Origin of the sequence: Marinomonas arctica (assembly GCF_003259225.1) — a bacterium.
GTDB lineage: Bacteria > Pseudomonadota > Gammaproteobacteria > Pseudomonadales > Marinomonadaceae > Marinomonas > Marinomonas arctica.
This window is the reverse complement of the sequence record NZ_QHJF01000001.1, coordinates 214281-234925: the sequence shown is the minus strand read 5'-3', so window position 1 is coordinate 234925 and position 20645 is coordinate 214281. Positions and strand designations below refer to the sequence as shown.

At 46.4% G+C, this 20645-nt stretch carries 20 protein-coding genes and 1 pseudogene; 15 read left to right on the top strand and 6 right to left on the bottom strand.

What is annotated here, in order from left to right; translation table 11 throughout:
* The 3 genes and pseudogenes from DK187_RS01145 to DK187_RS01135 form a co-directional block, all read left to right on the top strand.
* Positions 1-411 (top strand): annotated as a pseudogene (locus tag DK187_RS01145) (hypothetical protein); the annotation flags it as partial.
* Positions 412-502: 91 nt separating this feature from the next.
* Complete coding sequence (locus DK187_RS01140; RefSeq protein ID WP_111605485.1) at positions 503-934, top strand: hypothetical protein; 432 nt, start codon at positions 503-505, stop codon at positions 932-934.
* Between the two features lie 42 nt (positions 935-976).
* Entirely contained in the window at positions 977-1927 is a 951-nt protein-coding gene (locus DK187_RS01135) for a DUF6708 domain-containing protein (RefSeq protein WP_111605484.1), read from the top strand.
* A 775-nt stretch (positions 1928-2702) separates the two neighbouring features.
* Here the strand turns inward: DK187_RS01135 and DK187_RS01130 are convergent.
* The gene (locus tag DK187_RS01130; RefSeq protein ID WP_111605483.1) at positions 2703-3116 is read right to left on the bottom strand and encodes a type II toxin-antitoxin system HicB family antitoxin; all 414 of its coding nucleotides are present in this window, start codon (positions 3114-3116) and stop codon (positions 2703-2705) included.
* A gap of 43 nt (positions 3117-3159) precedes the next feature.
* Positions 3160-3336 carry a type II toxin-antitoxin system HicA family toxin gene (locus tag DK187_RS01125; RefSeq protein WP_111605482.1) on the bottom strand — a complete coding sequence of 59 codons (177 nt, stop codon included), beginning with the start codon at positions 3334-3336 and terminating at the stop codon, positions 3160-3162.
* A 346-nt stretch (positions 3337-3682) separates the two neighbouring features.
* Between DK187_RS01125 and DK187_RS01120 the strand changes: the two genes are divergently transcribed.
* Together DK187_RS01120 and DK187_RS01115 are read left to right on the top strand one after the other, a co-directional pair.
* On the top strand, positions 3683-3943 hold the full coding sequence (locus tag DK187_RS01120; RefSeq protein WP_111605481.1) for a type II toxin-antitoxin system Phd/YefM family antitoxin: 261 nt from the start codon (positions 3683-3685) through the stop codon (positions 3941-3943).
* Positions 3943-4254: a type II toxin-antitoxin system RelE/ParE family toxin gene (locus tag DK187_RS01115; RefSeq protein ID WP_111605480.1), complete on the top strand. Its 312-nt coding sequence runs from the start codon at positions 3943-3945 to the stop codon at positions 4252-4254. Before DK187_RS01120 ends, DK187_RS01115 begins: the two co-directional genes overlap by 1 nt.
* 156 nt (positions 4255-4410) lie before the next feature.
* Here the strand turns inward: DK187_RS01115 and DK187_RS01110 are convergent, their stop codons facing one another.
* A complete protein-coding gene (locus DK187_RS01110; protein WP_111605479.1) occupies positions 4411-5109 on the bottom strand; it encodes a pirin family protein in 699 nt (232 codons plus the stop codon).
* Between the two features lie 134 nt (positions 5110-5243).
* On the opposite strand from DK187_RS01110, the gene DK187_RS01105 reads away from it, so the two are divergent.
* From DK187_RS01105 to yjfF, 6 genes are all read left to right on the top strand, one after another.
* Complete coding sequence (locus DK187_RS01105; protein ID WP_111605478.1) at positions 5244-6146, top strand: LysR substrate-binding domain-containing protein; 903 nt, start codon at positions 5244-5246, stop codon at positions 6144-6146.
* A 51-nt stretch (positions 6147-6197) separates the two neighbouring features.
* Complete coding sequence (locus DK187_RS01100) at positions 6198-7145, top strand: AEC family transporter (protein WP_111605477.1); 948 nt, start codon at positions 6198-6200, stop codon at positions 7143-7145.
* Positions 7146-7339: 194 nt separating this feature from the next.
* The gene (locus tag DK187_RS01095) at positions 7340-8326 is read left to right on the top strand and encodes an ABC transporter substrate-binding protein (RefSeq protein ID WP_111605476.1); all 987 of its coding nucleotides are present in this window, start codon (positions 7340-7342) and stop codon (positions 8324-8326) included.
* Positions 8327-8448: 122 nt separating this feature from the next.
* Positions 8449-9990, top strand: coding sequence for a sugar ABC transporter ATP-binding protein (locus tag DK187_RS01090; protein ID WP_111605475.1), 1542 nt, complete (start codon positions 8449-8451; stop codon positions 9988-9990).
* Between the two features lie 86 nt (positions 9991-10076).
* Positions 10077-11105 (top strand): ABC transporter permease, encoded by a 1029-nt coding sequence (locus tag DK187_RS01085; RefSeq protein WP_111605474.1) that lies wholly within the window; start codon positions 10077-10079, stop codon positions 11103-11105.
* Positions 11102-12070: a galactofuranose ABC transporter, permease protein YjfF gene (gene yjfF / locus DK187_RS01080; RefSeq protein WP_111605473.1), complete on the top strand. Its 969-nt coding sequence runs from the start codon at positions 11102-11104 to the stop codon at positions 12068-12070. The genes DK187_RS01085 and yjfF overlap by 4 nt, the downstream gene beginning before the upstream one ends.
* 136 nt (positions 12071-12206) lie before the next feature.
* On the opposite strand, the gene galU is transcribed toward yjfF, so the two are convergent.
* Together galU and DK187_RS01070 are read right to left on the bottom strand one after the other, a co-directional pair.
* Complete coding sequence (gene galU, locus DK187_RS01075) at positions 12207-13043, bottom strand: UTP--glucose-1-phosphate uridylyltransferase GalU (protein ID WP_111605472.1); 837 nt, start codon at positions 13041-13043, stop codon at positions 12207-12209.
* A gap of 100 nt (positions 13044-13143) precedes the next feature.
* Positions 13144-14022: an ArgP/LysG family DNA-binding transcriptional regulator gene (locus tag DK187_RS01070; RefSeq protein ID WP_111605471.1), complete on the bottom strand. Its 879-nt coding sequence runs from the start codon at positions 14020-14022 to the stop codon at positions 13144-13146.
* Between the two features lie 99 nt (positions 14023-14121).
* Between DK187_RS01070 and DK187_RS01065 the strand changes: the two genes are divergently transcribed.
* Positions 14122-14730 carry a LysE/ArgO family amino acid transporter gene (locus DK187_RS01065; RefSeq protein ID WP_111605470.1) on the top strand — a complete coding sequence of 203 codons (609 nt, stop codon included), beginning with the start codon at positions 14122-14124 and terminating at the stop codon, positions 14728-14730.
* Between the two features lie 38 nt (positions 14731-14768).
* On the opposite strand, the gene DK187_RS01060 is transcribed toward DK187_RS01065, so the two are convergent.
* On the bottom strand, positions 14769-16052 hold the full coding sequence (locus DK187_RS01060) for an MFS transporter (protein ID WP_111605469.1): 1284 nt from the start codon (positions 16050-16052) through the stop codon (positions 14769-14771).
* Between the two features lie 370 nt (positions 16053-16422).
* On the opposite strand from DK187_RS01060, the gene DK187_RS01055 reads away from it, so the two are divergent.
* From DK187_RS01055 to DK187_RS01045, 3 genes are all read left to right on the top strand, one after another.
* The gene (locus DK187_RS01055) at positions 16423-17910 is read left to right on the top strand and encodes an aldehyde dehydrogenase (RefSeq protein ID WP_111605468.1); all 1488 of its coding nucleotides are present in this window, start codon (positions 16423-16425) and stop codon (positions 17908-17910) included.
* A 22-nt stretch (positions 17911-17932) separates the two neighbouring features.
* Positions 17933-19216: an NAD(P)/FAD-dependent oxidoreductase gene (locus DK187_RS01050; protein WP_111605467.1), complete on the top strand. Its 1284-nt coding sequence runs from the start codon at positions 17933-17935 to the stop codon at positions 19214-19216.
* Positions 19217-19297: 81 nt separating this feature from the next.
* The gene (locus DK187_RS01045) at positions 19298-20641 is read left to right on the top strand and encodes a glutamine synthetase family protein (protein ID WP_111605466.1); all 1344 of its coding nucleotides are present in this window, start codon (positions 19298-19300) and stop codon (positions 20639-20641) included.
* Positions 20642-20645 lie beyond the last annotated feature (4 nt).

Genomic DNA, 20645 nt, shown 5'->3' with positions numbered 1-20645 from the left:
AAGCAAAACGAAGGCTACCGAGGCTCACAAGACGGCTATCAGCTTAACCTCTGGCTCAACCCCAAACATGCAGTGAATCAAGACCTGACAGGGCAAAAACATGTCTCTCTAAATATGATGCACAATATGAACTACCATATTCCTTTGTACGCTTACTGGGAATACGTACGTCGGTATATGACGGGCGAGGAGCCTCTTTATGTTGAAATGAGTAAAGAAGCACGAACTCCAGGGTTTAATAAGAAAGTAGCGGCTGAAAAAGGGTATCTCAGAGGGATCCTTATTTTTATTCCGGCTATTCCTATCATGCTATTAGTTAGACCAAATTTTATGGCACTACTTACTCCCTTCAAAGCAAAATGGCCAAAAGAAGTCCACGAATGGACGGGCGAGCGGTGCGACTGGCACTAGGCTAATTGTGTGTTGATTAATATAAGTAGCCAGCAAAAATTGATTCTAGCTGACTACTTTATGCCGATTTGATCATAAAAGTGATAAGGGATTGAGCAAGTTTATTATTCAGGTGTATTTGCCTGGGTTTATCCAATGGAAAAGCGATGTGCTGTTCTCTATCACAGGGCGCCGTGGTGGCACGAGCGTAGAGTTGGCCTCCCAAAGTAGAGATAACCGCTGGCAGATGAATAACTTAAAAGGTGCGTTTAGCATGAGCGATGACCGCACAGGGTTACTGACCTTTGAAGTGGATGAAGCCACGTTGGATACGCATAAAATCAAGAAAACAGGGCAAATGAGTCGTCATAATGCGTTTACTGGTCACGACAACGACACGAATGAACAAACCGCCAAAGGAATGAATTACACCTCTTATCAGATGACGTTAGAGTATAAATACCCTTCAGGCTTCCCTGTGACTTTACGTTACCCCAACATCACCATAGACGACGATAAATGGTCGCTTTCCTTTTTGGCGTGACCAAACAGAGATTGATGACTTTCATCTGGAGCAGTCAGTGTTATGAGTAAAATACGCCAAGTAGAAGAGAATCTTTGGGTTGGGCCTGAACATTTTGGCGTCACGCCACAATTTAAAAAAACTGATTACGCAATAAAACACTACCCTAATGGACTATCCTTGATTCACGACCCTTTACAACCGGATAATATAAAACCACCCCTTGTTTTTACAAGCAAGGAAACAGAAGAGTTAGGGGAGGTATTTGAAGGCTCATCCGCAGGCGGTCATGAAGGGTATGTGGACATGCGTGTTAACTCGGTGACCAATCGCGACGGTTTCTTTTACATGGGCCTTGTGTGTCTCCTTATTTGGTGGGCGTTTGATTCTTTTGCTCTGTCGCATATGCAAAACGAACTCTTTCGCCAGGTCTTAACTAATGGTGGCTATGGTCTATTTTTTGTCCTGTCTTTTGGCACCTTGTTTCGTCCTTTGGCCACACCAGTGCGCTTTCATAAACAAAACCAAGAAGTCTATGTGTGGCACAAAAAAGTCCTTTATCGAATTCCTTGGGACGAATGTGAAATATCCATCTGTGTGGCGAAGCAAAACGAAGGCTACCGAGGCTCACAAGATGGCTATCAGCTTAACCTCTGGCTCAACCCCAAACATGCAGTGAATCAAGACCTGACAGGGCAAAAACATGTCCCTCTGAATATGATGCACAATATGAACTACCACATTCCTTTGTATGCTTATTGGGAGTACGTACGTCGTTATATGACGGGGGAGGAGCCTCTTTATGTTGAAATGAGTAAAGAGCCGCGAGTTCCCGGTTTTAATACTGAAATGGCTCGAGAAGTTGGATACCTTAGGGCTATTTTTCTCTTAATTATTGCTTGGCCTATTACTTTATTGTTTAAGCCAAACAAAATTGCTTTATTAACTCCTTTCAAAGAAAAGTGGCCAAAAGAAGTCCACGAGTGGACGGGCGAGCGGTGCGACTGGCACTAGGCTAATTGTGTGTTGATTAATATAAGTAGCCAGCTATTGGAGAGTCTAGCTGGCTACTTTATGCCGATTTGATCATAAAAGGATTGATGACCATTAAGCATAGCGACAACAACATGAATGAACAAACCGACAAGGGAATGAACTACACCTCTTAATCAGATGACGTTAGAGTATAAATACCCTTCAGGCTTCCCTGTTACTTTACGTTACCCCAACATCACCATAGACGATGATAAATGGTCGCTCTCCTTTTGGCGTGACCAAACAGAGATTGATGACTTTCATCTGGAGCAGTCAACGTTATGAGTAAAATAAGACAAGTAAAGGATAATCTTTGGGTTGGACCTGAGCACGCGGCTTAGAAAAGTCAACCGATTGCTTTACCTTGTCGATTGTTGTTCGCCGCCGAGCACGCGGCTTAGAAAGTCAACGATAGTGCACGCATTTCTTTGACGCCGTTCGCCGCCGAATAGGCGGCTTAGAAATTTTTAAACTCATCGAATTCGATGGGTTTAAAGTTTTCTATCGAGCAGGTGTCTTAAATAATAGGCTTTCGCTTAGATAAACCCGTGGAATTCGACGGGTTTAGGTTGAGTTATACTAGGCCGCTATGGCAGATTACGGTCGTGCCTCCCTTATGCTGCCCTACGGTTTGGTTGGCGGCGATTGGGTGTTTAAAGGTCGCTGAGGCAGATTACGGTCATGCATGTATATGGGGACTTATTTGTGCGAGTCCCCATTTCTTGTTTTAAATCGTTAAATATAGATTGGCAGCTTATGAGAATGAGATCTCCATGCTTTTTCCTAGTGCTCTGGCTGCTTTTTCTAGGGTGCTGAGTTTGGTTTCGTGGTTAAGGTCTAGTGTCTTGTTGATATTTTGCTTTTTCACGTCGATTCGTCTGGCTAGTTCACTGCGAGTTACTTTTTGCTCAAGCATGGCGTTTAGAATCAGTACTTTTGACCAGGTTTTAGCGGGTACGTTGACATAATCATCACCTGCTATTTTTGATGGCAGTGGTACGGTTTGTTCGTCTTCAAAGTAAAATTCAAAGGCAGTCACTAAGCCGTCCAACGCTTCTTCTAGCGCTTCTTCTCGCGTGTCCCCTTGAGTATGCAGTTCTGGGATATCTGGGCTGTAGGCGTAGAATCCGCCTTCTTCTTGTGCTTCTAATATAATTGGGTATTTCATCGTTTGCTCTCTTCTGTTAGATGGCGCTCTTTCGTCCCGCTTTTTATTTAATGCCTAGTTGTTTTAGTATTCCTCGCCTGGTGCCTTCTTTTATTTCTTTGCTTGGGTGTCTTGGCATTATTGATCGATTTCCGTTGTAGTAGAGTTTTAGATGATTGGTGCCTTGTGTTATCTCTACTCCCAGTTTTTCTAATTGTCGTCTGAATTCGCTTCCCTTCATTGTGTTTCCTTCATTGCGTCCATTTTTTATAGTAATATAATTTTATTACTTCTTGAATATGATTTGGTAATTTTTTTAAATTACTTTTAGATGCAAAAAATTACATATCAGAACAAGTAGATTTGTTGGAGATGGATAGGCCGCTTCGGCAGATTACGGTCGTGCCTCCCTCATGCTGCCCTACGGTTTGGTTGATAATGGCTGGATGTGTTTTGGGGCAAGATTACTGTCGTTCCTCCCTAACGCTGTCCTACGGTGTGGTTGGATGTTAAAGGGAATGGGTTTTTGCAGTTGTTAGATGATTCGATTATATTGTATGAATCGAACGATTTATTTGGAGATGATGATGAATACTATTTCTGCCAATGAGGCTAAAACTCATTTTGGTGATTTATTACTAAATGCTCAAAAATCTCCTGTTCAAATCAGTAAAAATGGTAAGCCAGTTGCTGTTGTTATTTCCGTTGATGATTATGAGAGTATCGAAGCGTTAAAATTGCATTTATTGCAAAATAAAGCCGCTCAAGCAATGAAAGATATATCAAAGGGAGATCTGATTGCTGGTGAAGCGTTTTTCAGTGAGCTTGAAGAAGGGCTTTATGATTAATGTCTGTTACTTATTATTTAACACCTGATGCAAAGTCAGACTTAGTTGGAATTCATTGTTTTACGTTAGCAAACTGGGGAATCACTCAGTCTAAACAGTATTTGTTTGGGATTAGGCAAACGATTAGGTTGCTTGCCGAATCACCTTCTCTTGGTAAGAGTCGGCCGGAGATCCGAGAAAATGTTTTCAGTTTTCCCTACGGTAGCCACGTTATTTATTATGTTGAAGGTAAAAATCAAGTTGTTGTCTTTGCCGTTTTGCATAAAAGTATGGTGCCGTTTATTCATCTTATTGAGAGAAAATTCATCTAACCCCCCCTCCGTTTTATAGGCCGTTGTGGCAGATTACGGTCGTGCCTCCCTTATGTTGATCTAGGGGTTGGTGAAGGATTTTTTGTCGGGCTGAAGCCGCGACCTACAAAATATCTGTTAGATCAATATCTTGCAGGTCAGTATTTATGTTGTTGATTACACTAGGTCGAACAGTAGGGCTTTGACGCGTTTTTCGCTCAGTTTTTCGAAGTTGATTTCGGTTATGTCTTCGATTTTTGCGCCGTCGCCTGGGTGCATGGTGATGCCGTTGCCTAGGGAGAGTTCGCCTTCGATGAGGTGAACGTAGTAGTGGCGGTTGCTGTCGGCTTGCCAGGTGGCGGTTGGTTGATCTTCAAGAATCAGTTGGATGAGTTGCATGTTTTGTTTTATGTGCAGCGTGCCATCTTTGCCATCGGGTGTGATGATGGTGGTGAAGCCTTGTGCTTGGCTAAATTCTTTTTGTTGGTAGCCGGGTTGTCCGCCCAGTTGGTTTGGTTGTATCCAAATTTGTAGGAATTTGAGCATGTCGTTTTTGGATGCGTTAAATTCGCTGTGATAAATGCCTTTGCCTGCGGACATCAGTTGGTATTCGCCTGCGGGCAGTTCTTTTACGTTGCCTGCGCTGTCTTTGTGGGCGATGGTTCCTTCCAGTACTAAGCTGAGTATTTCCATGTCTCTGTGACCATGCGTTTCAAAGCCGGCGCCAGGTGTGACGGTGTCGTCGTTGATGACGCGTAGGTGTGAAAAGCCCATGTGTTGTGGGTCGTAGTAGTTGCCAAAGGAAAAGGTATGGTGGCTGTTTAGCCAGCCGAAGTTGGCGTGTCCACGGTCTTTTGCGTTGCGTAGTGTGATCATTGTTTGTCTCCTGATTTTTTCTCGCAAGTCTTAATGAAGTGCGGTGTATGAAGTGAGTGTAGTGGGTGGTAAAAAGAAAGAAAATTGGAAGGTTTTGAGCTAGTATTTCAAAAAATTTGAATGAAGGTTGGGCTATGGCGTACGCGGTCACGTTGGAAGCATTGCGCGTTTTGGAGGCGATTCATCAGTTGGGCAGTTTTGCCGCGGCGGCGGAGGCGTTGTTCAAGGTGCCGTCGGCATTGACTTATACGGTGAAGAAGCTGGAAGAGGATTTGGGGGTGGCGTTGTTTGACCGATCTCGGCAAAAAGCGGTGCTGACGCCGGCGGGGCATTTGGTGTTGGAGCAAGGTCGCGCGATTTTAGAAGCGGCGATGCGTTTAGAAGATTCGATCAAGCAGTTTGAGTCTGGCTGGGAGCCCAAGCTTAGAATTGCCCGTGATACGGTGCTTTTGGAGTCGCCTTTGATGTCGGTGGTGGGGGAGTTTTTGTCGCAGAGTCGGCCTGTTGAGCTGACGTTGTCAGAAGAGGCGGTTGGTGGTGGTTGGGATGCGTTGCAAGACGATCGGGTCGATTTGGTGATTGGGGCGACAGGGGAGTTGCCAAAAGGTAATGTGCATATTCGTGCCATTGGTGAGATCGAGTTTGTGTTTGCCGTGTCGCCCACGCATCCGTTGGCTCTGACCGACGGGCCGATTACAGCAGCGCAGTTGCGCCAATATCCGGCGATTGTGGTGGCGGACAGTTCAAAAATTTTGCCAGCGCGTAGTAGTGGGGTTTTTGAGAGTCGTCAGGTGCTTAGGGTCGATACTATGCGCAGTAAAATTCAGGCGCAATGCTTGGGCTTGGGTGTGGGGTATTTGCCGAAACATCGTATTATCGATGAACTGAATTCTGGGCGTTTGGTGTTACGTCAATGTGAGTTACCAAGGCCCAATCAGATGGCGTATTTGGCGTGGCGAAAAGACGAACCTGGGCGAGGTTTGTCGTGGTTTGTTGAGCGTTTGGCGATACAGGATTGGCAGCTTTTGCCGGTGTAATAATGGCGTTTATCTGGTGATCGTCTTGTTTGACGATTTAAAGGGGTGTGTGTGTTTTCTCTTTCTCTTTCGGTTCTTCCGGTCTTTTTGTTGTTGGTGGCGGGGGCCGTGTGTCAGCGTTGGCGTTTTCCTATGGAGGGGTTTTGGCAGGGCGTTGATAAGTTGTCCTATTGGGTGCTGTTTCCGGCTTTGTTGTTTCATAAAACCTCGCAGATAGACTTTTCTAATCCTTTGTTGCCTAAGTACGCTTTTATTTTGTTGTTTGCGTTGTTGGTGACCGCGGTATTTGTGTTTGTCAGCACTTGGTTGATGAAGGTGGTGGCGCCGACGGCGTCGTCTATGCTGCAAGCGGGGGTGCGTTTTAACACGTTTGTGATGTTGGCATTGGCTGGCAGTGTGTATGGCAACGAAGGGTTGGTGTTGGCGGCGTTGGGGGCATCGGTGTTGATTCCTTCTATCAATGTGTTTTTGGTGGTGTCCATGACGTTAATGCATGGGCCGTCTTCAGCAGATCGTTCGTCGTCAACCTCCTTACCACGTTTGTTAAGTGGTGCTTTGATTCGCAATCCGTTGATCGTCTCTATCGTGTTGGGTAGTGGTCTGAATTTGCTTGGCTTAACGCCCATTATTTTGCTATCGGATGTGGTGGGGATGGTGTCTCAGGCGGCGTTGCCATTGGTATTGTTGGCGGTGGGGGCGAGTGTGCGTTTTGAGACCATTCGGTCTGTTGGGATGACGTTTGTGATGTCGTCGGTGGCGCGGTTTGTGGTGTTTCCTCTGGTGATCGGCCTGATGTGCTGGTGGTTGGAAGTGCGAGGGTTGCCGGCTTTGGTGGCGGTGTTGTTTGGTGTGGTGCCCACGGCGACGTCGGCGTATGCGCTTGCTCGTCAGTTGGGGGGCGATGCCGATAGAATGGCGGCTTATATCACTATGCAAACCTTGCTTTCTGTGGTGACTGTGCCAGTCAGTATTTGGTTAAGTCAGCTGTATTTGGCGTAAGGCTTACGAGTAGGAGGAGTAAAAAAAGCATCTTGTTACCTTTTGGCATATCAATATTGATATGCAGTTTGCTGTAACTTGCATTTGAAAGCGCAGGAAGTGAGTTATATTCTCAATGGCAGAGTATGGCTTGGTTGGTGTCTCCGCTGGGTTGTTCTCAGTACTGATCACAACAAAAATAAAAGGAATCTAGTATGCAATCTCTTTCTACTCGTCATCCGTTACCTTGGCTTAGTGCGTTTAAACGTAAAGCGGTGGTGACGACCTTCTCTGTGTTGCTTCCTGTGTTGTCCGCGTCGGCGCTGGCAGCAGATTTAACCGTCGGTTTTTCGCAAATTGGTTCGGAAAGTGGTTGGCGAACGTCTGAAACGGAGTCGATTAAAGCGGAAGCCGAACGCCGTGGTTACGATCTGAAATTCTCTGATGCGCAACAAAAGCAAGAAAACCAAATCAAGGCGGTGCGTTCTTTTATCGCACAGGGTGTTGATGGTATTTTGCTGGCGCCTGTGGTGGAAACGGGCTGGGATCAAGTGTTAAAAGAAGCACAACGGGCTAACATTCCGGTTGTGTTGATCGACCGTGGTGTGGCGGCAGATCCAAGTTTGTACCTAACCAAAGTGGCGTCTGACTTTAAAGAAGAGGGCGCGCTGGCGGCTTCTTGGTTGGCAGCACAGACCAATGGTCGTTGTAATATTGTTGAGCTGCAAGGTTCGGTGGGATCGTCTGCGGCGATTGATCGTAAAACAGGGTTTGACTCTGTGATCAGTAACTTCCCGAATATGACCATTATTCGTTCTCAATCTGGCAACTTTACTCGCGCTGGCGGTAAAGAAGTCATGGAAAGTTTCTTGAAAGCCGAAGGCGGTGCGAAGAATATTTGTGCCCTGTTTGCTCACAATGACGACATGGCATTGGGTGCAATTTTGGCGATGAAAGAAGCGGGTATCAAGCCAAGTAAAGACATTATTGTTGTGTCTATCGATGCGGTGCCAGATATCTTTAAAGCCATGGCCGATGGTGAGGCCAATGCGACTATTGAGTTAAACCCTCATCTTGGTGGTCCTGCTTTTGATGCGATTCTAGCGTCTCAGAAAGGCGAATCCGTAGACAAGTGGATCAAGGCAAACGGCCCACTTTACCTTCCAGACACAGCGGCGGCGGAATACGCGAAGCGTAAATAATATCGTGACGTACCTAGGTACTAAAATCTGCTAACTCGTTGAAATTTGACGACTTGTTGGCATAGGCCTAGGTACGTTGTGCTTTTGTTGATTTATGTTAGCGAAAACGGAGACCGCGGATCATGTCATATTTAATCAAGGCAACGTCGGTAGTGGAAGAGGCACAAGGTGCCCCTCGTCCTTTACTCGAAATCAATCATTTATCCAAATCGTTTACTGGCGTTCAAGCCCTTAATGGCGTGTCTTTGCAGGTTCAATCGGGTGAGATTCGAGCGTTACTGGGTGAGAACGGCGCAGGTAAATCGACGCTGATCAAGGTGCTGACAGGGGTTTATCCACGTGACAGCGGCGAGATTGTCTTAGATGGCCGTTTGATGAGTGCGTCAGACAGTGGCCATGCTCAGCGTTTGGGGATCAGTACGGTTTATCAAGAGGTGAACTTGATTCCGACCATGTCGGTGATGGAAAACCTGACCTTACAACATCAAGAAAAAACCTTTGGTCTGATTAGCTGGAAAAAAGCTGAAATCCGTGCCAGAGAATTATTAGCTCAAGTGGGTTTGGATATAGACCCATTGCGCCAGCTGGATACGTATTCGATTGCTATTCAGCAGTTGGTGGCGATTGCGCGGGCGTTAAGTACGCAAGCCAAAATGCTGATTTTAGATGAACCAACCGCCAGTTTAGACAGCGATGAAATCCAGCAGTTGTTTGCTCTGATGAGGCGTCTAAAAGCGGAAGGGTTGGGGATTATCTTTGTCACGCATTTCTTGGATCAGGTGTACAGCATTACCGATAGCATTACTGTGTTACGCAATGGCGAGTGTGTTGGTACGTTCCAAACGGCTGAGCTGACGCGTTCCGAGTTGGTCAGTCACATGGTGGGGAAATCTCTAGAAGATCTTACGCCAACGGCCCATGATCATTCGATTCAACGAGAGCGTGCTGATTTATTACAGCTTAATAATGTCGGCAAACAGCGTTACCTGCAGCCGTTGGATTTGCGTATTGCGGCTGGGGAAATTGTCGGTGTGGCGGGCTTGTTAGGTTCTGGTCGTACCGAGTTGTGTGAATTGGCGTACGGCTCGGTGAAGGCCGATCAAGGCGATGTGACACTGGGTAAACATTCGCTGACAAAATCGTCTTTACGTCGGGCGATTCAAGTGGGCATGGGCTATTGCCCTGAAGATCGTAAGCAAGACGGTATCGTGGCGGAATTGAGTGTCCGAGAAAACATGATTTTGGCTTTGCAAGCGAGCAGAGGTTGGTGGTCGCCCATTTCTATGGCGGAGCAGCAACATTTGGTTGAAGACATGATCCAGCGTTTGGCGATCAAGACATCGGATATGGATAAGCCTATTGGTGAGTTAAGTGGCGGTAATCAGCAAAAAGTGATTCTGGCCCGTTGGTTGATTACGCATCCTGCGTTGTTGATTTTAGATGAACCCACTCGCGGCATTGATATTGGCGCCCATCACGAGATTATTCACATCATCAAAGAGCTGTGTGAACAGGGCATGGGGTTGCTGGTGGCGTCTTCCGAACTGGAAGAATTGGTGTTGTTTGCTCATCGTGTGGTGGTGATGAAAGACCACCAGAAAATAGCTGAACTTCACGGCGAGGATGTCTCTGAACAAGCCATATTGCGCCAAATCGCCAGTTAATATGTCGTTGAACGCGTCTTGTTGGCTGGTTCTATTTGCGTCTCAATCAATCTCTTTATTAGCAAGTATTCAAAGTAGTTGTTCCTATGAAAAAGAATCATTTTCTGCATAAGCATCAAAAAACGCTCGCGCCCTTATTGTCGCTGGTGCTGATTATTTTGATCACGGCGTCGGTCACACCGGGTTTTCTGAGCATTCAGGTTGTGGATGGTCATTTGTTTGGCAGTCTGGTGGATATTTTGCATCGCGGTACGCCCACGGCATTGGTGGCCTTAGGTATGGCGGTGGTCATTGGTACGCGTGGTATTGATCTTTCCGTTGGGGCGGTGATCGCGATTTCTGGCGCGGTGACGGCGGTGTTGACGGTGAATACCGATTGGCCTGTTTGGCTGGTGATTATGTGTGCCTTAGGTGTTGGCATGTTGTGTGGATTGTGGAATGGTATTTTGGTGTCGGTGTTTTCCATTCAGCCCATTGTTGCCACGTTAATTTTGATGGTGGCGGGTCGTGGTATTGCACAGATGATTACCGAAGGGCAAATCGTTACCTTCCATTCCGAGGTGTTGGACGCGATTGGTAATGGCTACTTTTTGGCGTTTCCAATTCGGGTGTGGATTGCCATTGGTATGATTATTCTGACCTTGGTGGTGATGCGAAAAACTGCGCTGGGTTTGTTTATTGAAGCGGTTGGGGCGAATGTCAGAGCCAGTCGTTTGGTGGGAATTGAGGCGCGCTTGCTCGTGATGTCGGCGTATGTGTTTTCTGGTCTGTGTGCGGCCTTGAGTGGCATTATTCTGGCGGCTGATATTCGTGGGGCAGACGCCAATAACGCCGGTCTGTGGTTGGAGCTGGATGCGATTTTGGCGGTGGTGTTGGCTGGTGCTTCGTTAGCGGGCGGGCGTATTTATTTATTATTGACGATTGTCGGTGTGTTGATTATTCAAACCCTAACCACCGCTATTCTGACCAGTGGCTTGCCAGCGCAATACAATTTGGTGGTAAAAGCGACCATTATTTTGGCGGTGTTGCTGATTCAGTCACCGAAAACGCGGCAATGGGTTTCTGGTTTTTTCCTGAAAAAACAGAAGGCTGTTAAAGGGAGTACCACACCATGATCAATGAACGTAATTTGCCTATTTTAGCGACTTTACTGGTGTTCATTCTGTTGTATGGTTATGGCGTGTATGAATACAAGGGCTTTCGTGACACCTTGGTGTTTTCCAATTTGCTGACGGATAACGCGTTTTTGATCATTACCGCCATTGGCATGACCTTTGTCATTCTCTCTGGTGGCATAGATTTGTCCGTGGGCTCAATGATTGCGTTTGTGGGCGTATTGATGGCGTATCTTATTTCCACGGCTGGCATACATCCTTTGTTTGCCATCGCTATCGCATTATTGGTTGGTGTGGCGTTTGGTACGCTGATGGGGATCATCATTGCGTTTTTCGAGATTCAAGCCTTTATCGTGACCTTGGCGGGGATGTTTTTATTTCGTGGTTTGGCGTATCTGATTAACCTAGATGCGGTGCCTATCAGTCATCCGTTTATTACGGGTTTGTCGGACGTCTATTTGCCTTTGCCAGGGCGGGGGGGACTGACTTTTATCGCTATGGCCATGTTGGTGTTGTTGATCATAGGGATCCTCATTGCCCGTCGCACGCGTTTTGGAATGAGTGTCTATGCCTTGGGCGGAGACAGTCATTCGGCGGCCTTGTTGGGCGTGCCGGTGAAAAAGACCGTTATTAAGATCTACGCCCTAAGTGGTTTTTACAGTGCTATGTCTGGGGTGATCTTTGCGATTTACACCGGTTCTGCGTACCCGTTAGCGGCGGTTGGGGTGGAGCTGGATGCTATCGCGGCGGTGGTGATTGGTGGAACCTTGTTAACGGGTGGCGTGGGTTATGTGTTTGGTACGTTTTTAGGCGGCATGATTCAAGGCATTATTCAGACGTTAATTACCTTTGATGGTTCGCTAAACAGCTGGTGGACAAAATTGGCGGTGGGTGGTTTGTTACTGTTCTTTATCTTGCTGCAAAAAGGCATTGTGATGTGGGTGAAAAAACGCTCAGCGGCTTAGGGTTTTGGTTTGATGAGTTTTTTGTTGGCATAAATACACGACCTACAGTTTGATTTTGTAGGTCGTGGCTTTAGCCCGACAACACTGGTTTTTTTATTTCTGCTTTATTTTGGTGCAAATTCGATTGTGAGTAATATTACTCAGCAGTCGGGTCTTTGTAGATATTTTGGTAGCAAAAGTTGGTCGCTTCTACGAAGCCATCTACGCTACCACAGTCAAAGCGTTTGCCTTTGAATTTATAAGCCAATACGCAGCCTTCTTTTGCTTGTTGCAAAATAGCGTCGGTAATTTGCACTTCACCGTTACGACCTGGTGGTGTGTTACGAATTTTGTCAAATATATCCGGAGTAAGGATGTAACGACCAATGATCGCTAGGTTCGATGGCGCTTCTTCTTTGGACGGTTTTTCCACCATGTCGGTAACACGATACAAGCCTTCCATCATGGATTCGCCTTTAATCACACCGTACTTGTGTACTTCGTCTTCTGGTACTTCTTCGATGGCAACGATGGTGCAACGGAATTGGTTATAAAGTTTAACCATTTGTGCCATGACGCCATCGTCTTCGCCGAAACAAAGGTCGTCTGCTAACACAACGCCAAAGGCTTCGTCACCGATCAGTGGTTCGCCGGTAAGGATGGCATGGCCTAGACCTAACATGTTGTTTTGACGAGTAAAAGAGAAGTTAACGTTATCGATTAGGTAACGAATTTCATCGAGGTATTTTTCTTTGCTGGTGCCTGCGATTTGGTGCTCAAGTTCATAGCTGATGTCGAAATGGTCTGCAATGGCGCGTTTACCACGACCTGTCACAAAAGTAACGTTGTCCAAACCTGCTTTGACGGCTTCTTCAACGCCATATTGCACCAAGGGTTTGTTCACAATCGGAAGCATTTCTTTTGGCATGGATTTGGTGGCAGGCAAAAAGCGTGTGCCATAGCCAGCGACAGGGAATAGACATTTGCGAATCATAGTTTTTCCTTAAAATGTTGTTGTAAAATGGCGGCCCAAAAAATGGCTGTTCAACAGTAGTGCATGCCAGCCTGTTTCGATAGATGCCTGCATTCCTGCATTATAGAGCATCTCGCGTGACAGTTCGTATCACCTTGGTTAACCGATCTAATACAGGTGAATTAAGTTTGTACCAATGCCAGTAAAGTGGCAAGGCCAGTCGCTTGTTTGGCAGCAAGGATATCAGTTTCTTGCTTTTTATTTTCTGTTTAATTTGAATACTAGGTACTAAAGCACAGACTGTGCCACTCATAACCAATTCAACAAAGCCATGGGAAGAAGGATACCAATGGCTGTGGCTAATGTCCGTTGCCACGTCTAAACATTCGTTTTGATATCGAGCCCAGAGTTCATCGTGTTCGTCGTAAATCAAAGAGGGAGATTTTAGGACCGCTGCCGCGCTAAGATCACCTTTTAAATGCTCTTCAATAAAGCTGGGTGTGGCGACCAGCTCATAATACATATTGCCAAGAAAAATAGAATCCCCACCTGCGACTGGTGTGCCGATTTGACTGACACAGGCAACGACTTCGCCGGTTTGTAAGAGGGCACGAGTTTTAGCTTGGTCGGCGGCTTTGATGTGCAGTTTGGTGTTGTCTGACGCTGAGAATTGGTAGACAACGTCTGTAAACCAGGTTGCGAGCACATCGTTGTTTACCGCGATATTGATAGGTTGTGTGGCCTGTTGACCTTGAATGGCTTCTTGCAAGCCTTCTTCGAGCATGGTGACTTTGTTGAAATGCGCCAGTAGCTGTTCGCCAAGCGGCGTAGCAACCACTGGTCTGGCACGAATCAACAGTGGCCGTCCGCATTCTTGCTCCAAACGTTTGATGTTCTGAGACACCGCGGACTGTGTAAGGTGAAGGTATTCAGCGGCTTTATCAAAACTTTGAAACTTGAGTACAGCGTGAAGGCTGGTGAGTGCTTTATAATCTAACATTAATTTTACTAATATAATTTAAGTTTAATTAATTTTAATTTAGTGTTTGTCTTCCGTAATATCAAGCGCTATCGAGATTACAGGCAATAGGATAACGTGATGTTGGCATTTTTGAGTGGGGCCATTACCGGTGGCGGCTTGATCGTCGCGGTAGGCGCGCAGAATAGTTTTTTATTAGAGCAAGCATTGAAGCGGCATTATGCGTTTCCGATTGCGCTGTTGTTTATCGTAAGTGACGCCATTTCCATTGCGCTGGGGGCGTTTGGCTTGGGTCTGATTCTACAAAGCCACGATTGGCTTTTAACGCTGTCTCGTTGGGCTGGTGTGGCTTTTTTGGTGTGGTTTGCTTTGGGGAAATGGCGTGCTTCTTTCCAAGAGGAACAGTTGATTTTAGCGCAATACAGCCAGCGACTGGCATTGTGGCCCTTGGCGATGATGGGCTTTGCGGTGACTTGGCTGAATCCGCATTTTTATTTAGACACCATGATCTTAATGGGCAGCTTGGCAAATCAATGGCAAGGGGAAAAATGGGCGTTCGTATTGGGTGGGGTAGTGGCGTCCGTATTGTGGTTTCTATCTCTGGCCTTTGTTGGCAAGCTTTGCGCTAAGTGGCTCGAGAAAGCGTCATTCTGGCGCTGGTTTAACCGCGTTAATGCGATTTTAATTTGGAGTATCGCATTAAAAATAGCCACACAACCCTTGTCCTAATTGAACAAGCGTTGTGTGTGATAGAAGCATCAAGGTGCTTACAGTTTGATTTCCACTTCGTGGCTTTTCTCTTCATGGTTCGATGAAGAATCGGCTTCGGCAAGCATTTCCGCGGTTGCCACAGAAGATACGGTCAAGGCGACAGGGATCTGGTCCCCTTGCTCTTCGATGTTCATAGCAGGTTGGTAGTTGATTCGATACAAGGCCACCAGTGCAACACTCAGGTTCATTGCGGCAACAAACCAGAACAAAGCATCAAGACGAACCCAATCCATAAATATGGCCGCCAGCAATGGCCCTGTCATACCGCCAACACCGTTTAATAGGATAATGCCGCTACTGGCAGACAAGATTTGTTCTGGTCGCAGCTGATCGTTAATGTGCGATGAGGCCAAGGAATACATGGGAAAAGTGAAAGCACCGATGAAAAACATCCCGATCATCATGACGACTTGGCTGTTTAGCGTGCTGCCAAGTGGCACAATAAACGCCGCAATCGCACCAACAATGGCCACCCAAAGAATCGTCACACGTCGATCTTGGCGGTCAGATAATCGTCCAATAGGCCATTGTAGAAGCATACCCCCAACATAACTGGCACCAATGAACAGGGATATTTGCCCCACATTCATGCCGCTCGTCTTAGCGTACAGCGCCCCTAAGCCTAGCAACGCGCCAGAAGTCACCCCTGCAATGGTTACCCCCGTCACCCCCAAGGGCGCGGTTTTGATTAACCCCATAATATTGAGTTTTTCAGGGATGCTAATCGTCGGAGACGGTGTGCGTACTAATAGCAAAGGCACCAAGGCCAATGAAATTAATACCGATGATAAAATAAATAAGCCATAGCCGCTTGGTGACGCCAAGTTAAGCAACACTTGTCCAAGTGTCTGGCTCGCCCATAGCTCAATAATATAAATCGAAAACAAACGACCACGGGTTTTATTGGTCGCAATGTCGTTTAACCAGCTTTCCGTTACGATAAAGAGCGCGGCATAACACAAGCCAGTACACATTCGCATCAACATCCAGAACCAAGGATTGACAATGACGGACTGCATTAAAATGGTAATCGATGCCAAAGAGGCAACGGCTGCAAACACACGGATGTGACCAACATTCTTGATCCAATTCGGCACCAACAACGAACCGATAATGAAACCTAGATAATAAGCCGACATGATTAACCCCGTTGCCGAGGTATTAAAGGATTCGATAGAGGCCCGGATACCAATCAATGAGTTTTGCAAGGCGCTCGCCATGGTCAAAATGGCAATACCGAAGAGCAGGCTCCAGATGGGAAACAGGGTTTGCTTTAACATGCAGTGTCCTTATTGAGCTGAGCGTATTTTTAATAAAAACGTCATAAATAGTCGGGGTTGATCATTATTTGCGCCGACTATACCAAGAGAATCTTCGAATGCAATCAATAATCACCCTAGTAAAAGATAGCAAAGAAAGCGGGCATTTTCAGAACGCATTATGACATTTATGTTATTTGAATTATGGAGATCAATTTTTATGCCAATATATTTATTATAGGGTAATTGTATGACAATTAAGTATTCATCATACAGGTTGCCATGCGAGCAGGTTTCAGCGATAACATAATAAGTAACTATTACTTTTCATTTTGTGAGTACGACTTAGTTTATAGAGCGGTTTATTCCCCGCTTATGAGAGGACCTAAATATGAAAACCTATCAAGAATGGCAAGCGTTACGATCACATCTGGTGTTGCCAAACCAAGCGTATATTAATGGGGCGTTTGTAGCAGCACAAAGTGGCGAGACCTTTGATTGCATTAATCCGACCGATGAGTCTTTATTGGCTCAGGTAGCCAGTTGCGACAGCGCAGATGTGGATTTGGCTGTGGCGGCCGCGCAAGCCAGTTTTCGATCTGGTGTGTGGTCTGAGATGGCGCCAGGGAAACGCAAGCGAGTGTTGCAAAAATGGGCCGATTTGCTTGAGCAGCATCAAGATGAATTGGCGCTGATAGATACTCTAGACATGGGGAAATCCATCAGTGAGATGGTGAATATTGATGTGCCTGATTCGTTAGACTGTTTACGTTGGTCCGCCGAGTGTATTGATAAGTTGTATGGTGAAATTGCCCCCACGAATTCACAAAATCTTGCACTCATCAGTCGTGAGCCATTGGGGGTTGTGGCGATTATTACCCCTTGGAACTATCCTCTAATGATGGTGATGTGGAAAATCGCACCGGCGTTGGCGGCGGGCAACAGCATTATTTTAAAGCCGTCTGAGAAGTCGCCATTAAGTGCATTAAGAATTGCACAGTTAGCCACGCAGGCGGGTGTCCCTGATGGGGTGTTTAATGTGTTACCTGGTTTTGGGCATACCGCAGGCAAAGCGCTGGCGTTGCATCATGGAGTGGGTACTTTGGCGTTTACGGGTTCTAGCCGTGTGGCTGGTATGTTAATGCAGTACGCGGGTCAATCGAATATGAAGCGTGTTTGGTTGGAGGCGGGAGGAAAATCCCCCTGTTTGGTGTTTGATGACTGTAATGACATTAAAGCCGCTGCAAAAGGCGCTGCCACGGCTATTTTTACCAATCAGGGGGAAGTGTGTATTGCCTGTTCGCGTTTGTATGTACACAGCCGTATTAAAGACGTTTTTATGGCCGAGCTGTTGAATGCGGCCCGTGAGTATGTGCCTGGAGATCCATTAAATCCGAGCACCAAAATGGGGCCGTTGGTGGACAAAAATCAATTTGAAACCGTGTCTCGGTTTATTCAAAGTGCGATAGACGAGGGGGCTAAGTTGGAATTAGGCGGTGTGCCTGAATACCAAACAGGCCAAGGGTTCTTTATGTCACCAACGATTTTTTCACAGGCGAATCACCAGATGCGCTTTGTACAGGAAGAAATTTTTGGCCCAGTCCTTGCTGTAATGAGTTTTGATACAGAAGAAGAAGCCATTGCATTAGCGAATGATTCTAAATATGGCTTGGGTGCGGCTCTTTGGACAAATGACTTATCGCGGGCGCATCGAGTGAGCCGACGCTTAGAAGCTGGCATGGTGTGGATTAATACGTGGGGCGATGGCGATACAACGGTGCCTTTTGGTGGTGTCAAAGCCTCCGGTAATGGCCGTGATAAATCGTGGCACGCGTTAGAGAAATATACCGAGATTAAGAATACTTGGATTCGTCTTTGATGTTTAAAGGAGTACTTCATTTATGTCCGCGCCTACTCATGTGAACTCGTATTACGCTGATTCTGCCAATGATAAAGTGCTGCGCCCGAAACTGAGTGGTGAGCAACGCTTTGATGTGTGTGTTATCGGTGCTGGATTTACCGGTATTTCCACGGCGTTGAGCCTTGCCGAAAAAGGCAAAAAGGTGGTGGTTTTAGAAGGCAGCCGAATTGGTTTTGGCGCTTCTGGCCGAAATGGTGGCCAGATTGTAAATAGCTTTAACCGCGATATAGACTACATTACCCAGCAATACGGTGAAGAAATTGGCCAAAAAATGGCTGCAATGGCGTTTTCGGGTCAAGCTCTGATTCGTCAGCGTGTTGAGCGGTACGGTATCGAGTGTGACCTTAAGTCTGGCAATATTTTTGCCGCCTGCAATGCTAAGCAATTTGAGGGGCTAAAAGCCAAAAAAGCCCTGTGGGAAGCCCATGGTCATGAAGGTTTGACGCTGCTGTCGGCCACTGGCATCCAAGATCACATTGGTACAGAGCGTTACGTGGGAGGCCTGTTGGACAAACATGGTGGCCATATTCAGCCGTTGAATTTGGTTTTAGGCCAAGCACGGGCGTTTGAATCCTTAGGCGGGGTGATCTATGAGGATTCGAAAGTGATTCGAATTGAGCATGGTAAGCCGATTAAAGCTATTACGGCAGACGGTGTCGTTATCGCCAATACGCTGGTGGTGGCGGGAAATGCCTATGTGTTTGGTTTGCTTCCTGACGTGGAGAAGAAAGCCATGCCTTGTGGCACTCAGGTGATTGCGACGGAACCGCTCTCTGAGGCATTACAGAAACAACTTTTGCCGACGGATCACTGTGTCGAAGATGGCAATTATTTATTGGATTATTACCGTTTGTCGGCAGATGGGCGTTTGATTTATGGCGGCGGTACTACTTATGGTGCCCGTGAACCCGCAAAAATAGAGGCTATAATTGGTCGTAAAATGCTCAAAACTTATCCTATGCTCAAGGATGTAAAGATAGATTTTGCGTGGACGGGGAATTTTTTGTTGACAATGATGCGTATGCCACAAGTAGGCCAGATCGGCGACAATCTTTATTATGCCCAAGGGTATTCTGGTCATGGGGTAACGAACTCGCATTTGATGGGGGAAATTCTAGCGGACGCCATAGAAGGCGATAGGTCACGTTTTGATGTGTTTGCCAGCATGCCGCAATACCCTTTCCCTGGTGGGCGTTTTTTGCGCGTGCCTTATACCGCCATGGGGGCCATGTATTACAGCCTGAGGGACAAATTGGGTATCTAACATTTTTCAGCAACTGATTTTTTGCATTCTCCCGTTTTTTAAACGTATTTTTAGAAGCGTATTTTTAGAAGAGTATGTTGTATGTCGGAAATATATAAAGGGAATAAAGACAATAAAGAGTTTGATTTATTTATTGCTGATTTAAATGGCAATCTTCGAGGCAAACGTATCCCCGCCAGTGGGCTTGAAAGTGTGATGACTCAAGGGGTTAAGTTGCCACAATCGGTGATTGGTTTTGACAACTGGGGCGATGATGTTTTGGGTAATGGCCTGGTGTTTGAAACCGGTGATACCGATGGCGTTTGTTTGCCTGTGTATGACGAACCTACCTCTGTGCCCTGGGCTGAGTCACCCCGCGGACAGATTTTGGCGATGATGTACAATATGGATGGCTCGCCATTTTATCCTGATCCACGCCAATTGCTAGTGCGTATTGTTGAGCGCTATAAAGCCTTGGGGTTAACGCCTGTGGTGGCCACTGAGTTGGAATTTTATCTTCTTGATGGCGAGTCGGAATTCAAGCGCCGACCAGAAGAACCCATTATCAGTGACGGCAATGGTCGCCGTTTGAGTGAAATTGATTGTTACTCCATTGATGAAATGGATTGTCTAGAGGGGTTTTTTACTGAGGTGCGTCAGGCCTGTGAAGCCCAAGGTATCCCCGCGGATACCATTGTGTCTGAATTAGGGCCTGGCCAGTTCGAAATTAATATGCAACACACCAATGACGCAGTATTATCCGCCGATCATGCGATTCTCTTTAAACGCCTGATCAAAGGGGTGGCACGTCGCAATGGTTTAGGGGCGACTTTTATGGCAAAACCGTATGCTAAAAAAAGCGGCAGCGGTATGCATGTGCATTTTAGTTTGCTGGATGATACTGGGCGTAATGTATTTGATAGCGGTGATGAAGACGGTTCGTTGATGATGCGCCATGCGGTGGCTGGTTTGTTAAATCACATGCCTGAATCCATGCTGGTGTTTGCGCCTCATATGAATTCATATCGACGTTTTCAAAATGGCGCTCATGCTCCTACTTTTGCCAGTTGGGGCTATGAGAATAGAACGGTGGCGGTGCGCATTCCAGACAGTGAATGTGAAGCACGCCGTATTGAGCATCGAGTGGCTGGAGCGGATTCGAATCCGTATCTTGTGCTCGCGGCGATATTGGGAGCAGCATTACATGGTATTGAGACCAAGATGCTGCCACCTCAGCCGATAGAGGGAGACGCTTATTCGCTTTCTGAGCGTTATGAAGCACTTCCTAATCGTTGGGAAATGGCAACGGAAGCCTTTCAGGACAGCGCATTTATGCGTGAGTATCTTGGAGAAACCTTTGTCAGAGTGTTTACTGCGGTAAAGGAACAAGAGCAGGAAAAAATTTACGGACGTATTTCTGATGTGGAATACGAAGCATATCTATAAAAAG

Bases quoted from the DNA above. Each gene is read 5' to 3' on its own strand.
- DK187_RS01135 (WP_111605484.1), top strand. From the start codon at position 977: ATGAGTAAAATACGCCAAGTAGAAGAGAATCTTTGGGTTGGGCCTGAA.
- DK187_RS01130 (WP_111605483.1), bottom strand. From the start codon at position 3,116: ATGAAATACCCAATTATATTAGAAGCACAAGAAGAAGGCGGATTCTAC.
- DK187_RS01125 (WP_111605482.1), bottom strand. From the start codon at position 3,336: ATGAAGGGAAGCGAATTCAGACGACAATTAGAAAAACTGGGAGTAGAG.
- DK187_RS01120 (WP_111605481.1), top strand. From the start codon at position 3,683: ATGAATACTATTTCTGCCAATGAGGCTAAAACTCATTTTGGTGATTTA.
- DK187_RS01115 (WP_111605480.1), top strand. From the start codon at position 3,943: ATGTCTGTTACTTATTATTTAACACCTGATGCAAAGTCAGACTTAGTT.
- DK187_RS01110 (WP_111605479.1), bottom strand. From the start codon at position 5,109: ATGATCACACTACGCAACGCAAAAGACCGTGGACACGCCAACTTCGGC.
- DK187_RS01105 (WP_111605478.1), top strand. From the start codon at position 5,244: ATGGCGTACGCGGTCACGTTGGAAGCATTGCGCGTTTTGGAGGCGATT.
- DK187_RS01095 (WP_111605476.1), top strand. From the start codon at position 7,340: ATGCAATCTCTTTCTACTCGTCATCCGTTACCTTGGCTTAGTGCGTTT.
- DK187_RS01090 (WP_111605475.1), top strand. From the start codon at position 8,449: ATGTCATATTTAATCAAGGCAACGTCGGTAGTGGAAGAGGCACAAGGT.
- DK187_RS01085 (WP_111605474.1), top strand. From the start codon at position 10,077: ATGAAAAAGAATCATTTTCTGCATAAGCATCAAAAAACGCTCGCGCCC.
- yjfF (WP_111605473.1), top strand. From the start codon at position 11,102: ATGATCAATGAACGTAATTTGCCTATTTTAGCGACTTTACTGGTGTTC.
- galU (WP_111605472.1), bottom strand. From the start codon at position 13,043: ATGATTCGCAAATGTCTATTCCCTGTCGCTGGCTATGGCACACGCTTT.
- DK187_RS01070 (WP_111605471.1), bottom strand. From the start codon at position 14,022: ATGTTAGATTATAAAGCACTCACCAGCCTTCACGCTGTACTCAAGTTT.
- DK187_RS01065 (WP_111605470.1), top strand. From the start codon at position 14,122: ATGTTGGCATTTTTGAGTGGGGCCATTACCGGTGGCGGCTTGATCGTC.
- DK187_RS01060 (WP_111605469.1), bottom strand. From the start codon at position 16,052: ATGTTAAAGCAAACCCTGTTTCCCATCTGGAGCCTGCTCTTCGGTATT.
- DK187_RS01055 (WP_111605468.1), top strand. From the start codon at position 16,423: ATGAAAACCTATCAAGAATGGCAAGCGTTACGATCACATCTGGTGTTG.
- DK187_RS01050 (WP_111605467.1), top strand. From the start codon at position 17,933: ATGTCCGCGCCTACTCATGTGAACTCGTATTACGCTGATTCTGCCAAT.
- DK187_RS01045 (WP_111605466.1), top strand. From the start codon at position 19,298: ATGTCGGAAATATATAAAGGGAATAAAGACAATAAAGAGTTTGATTTA.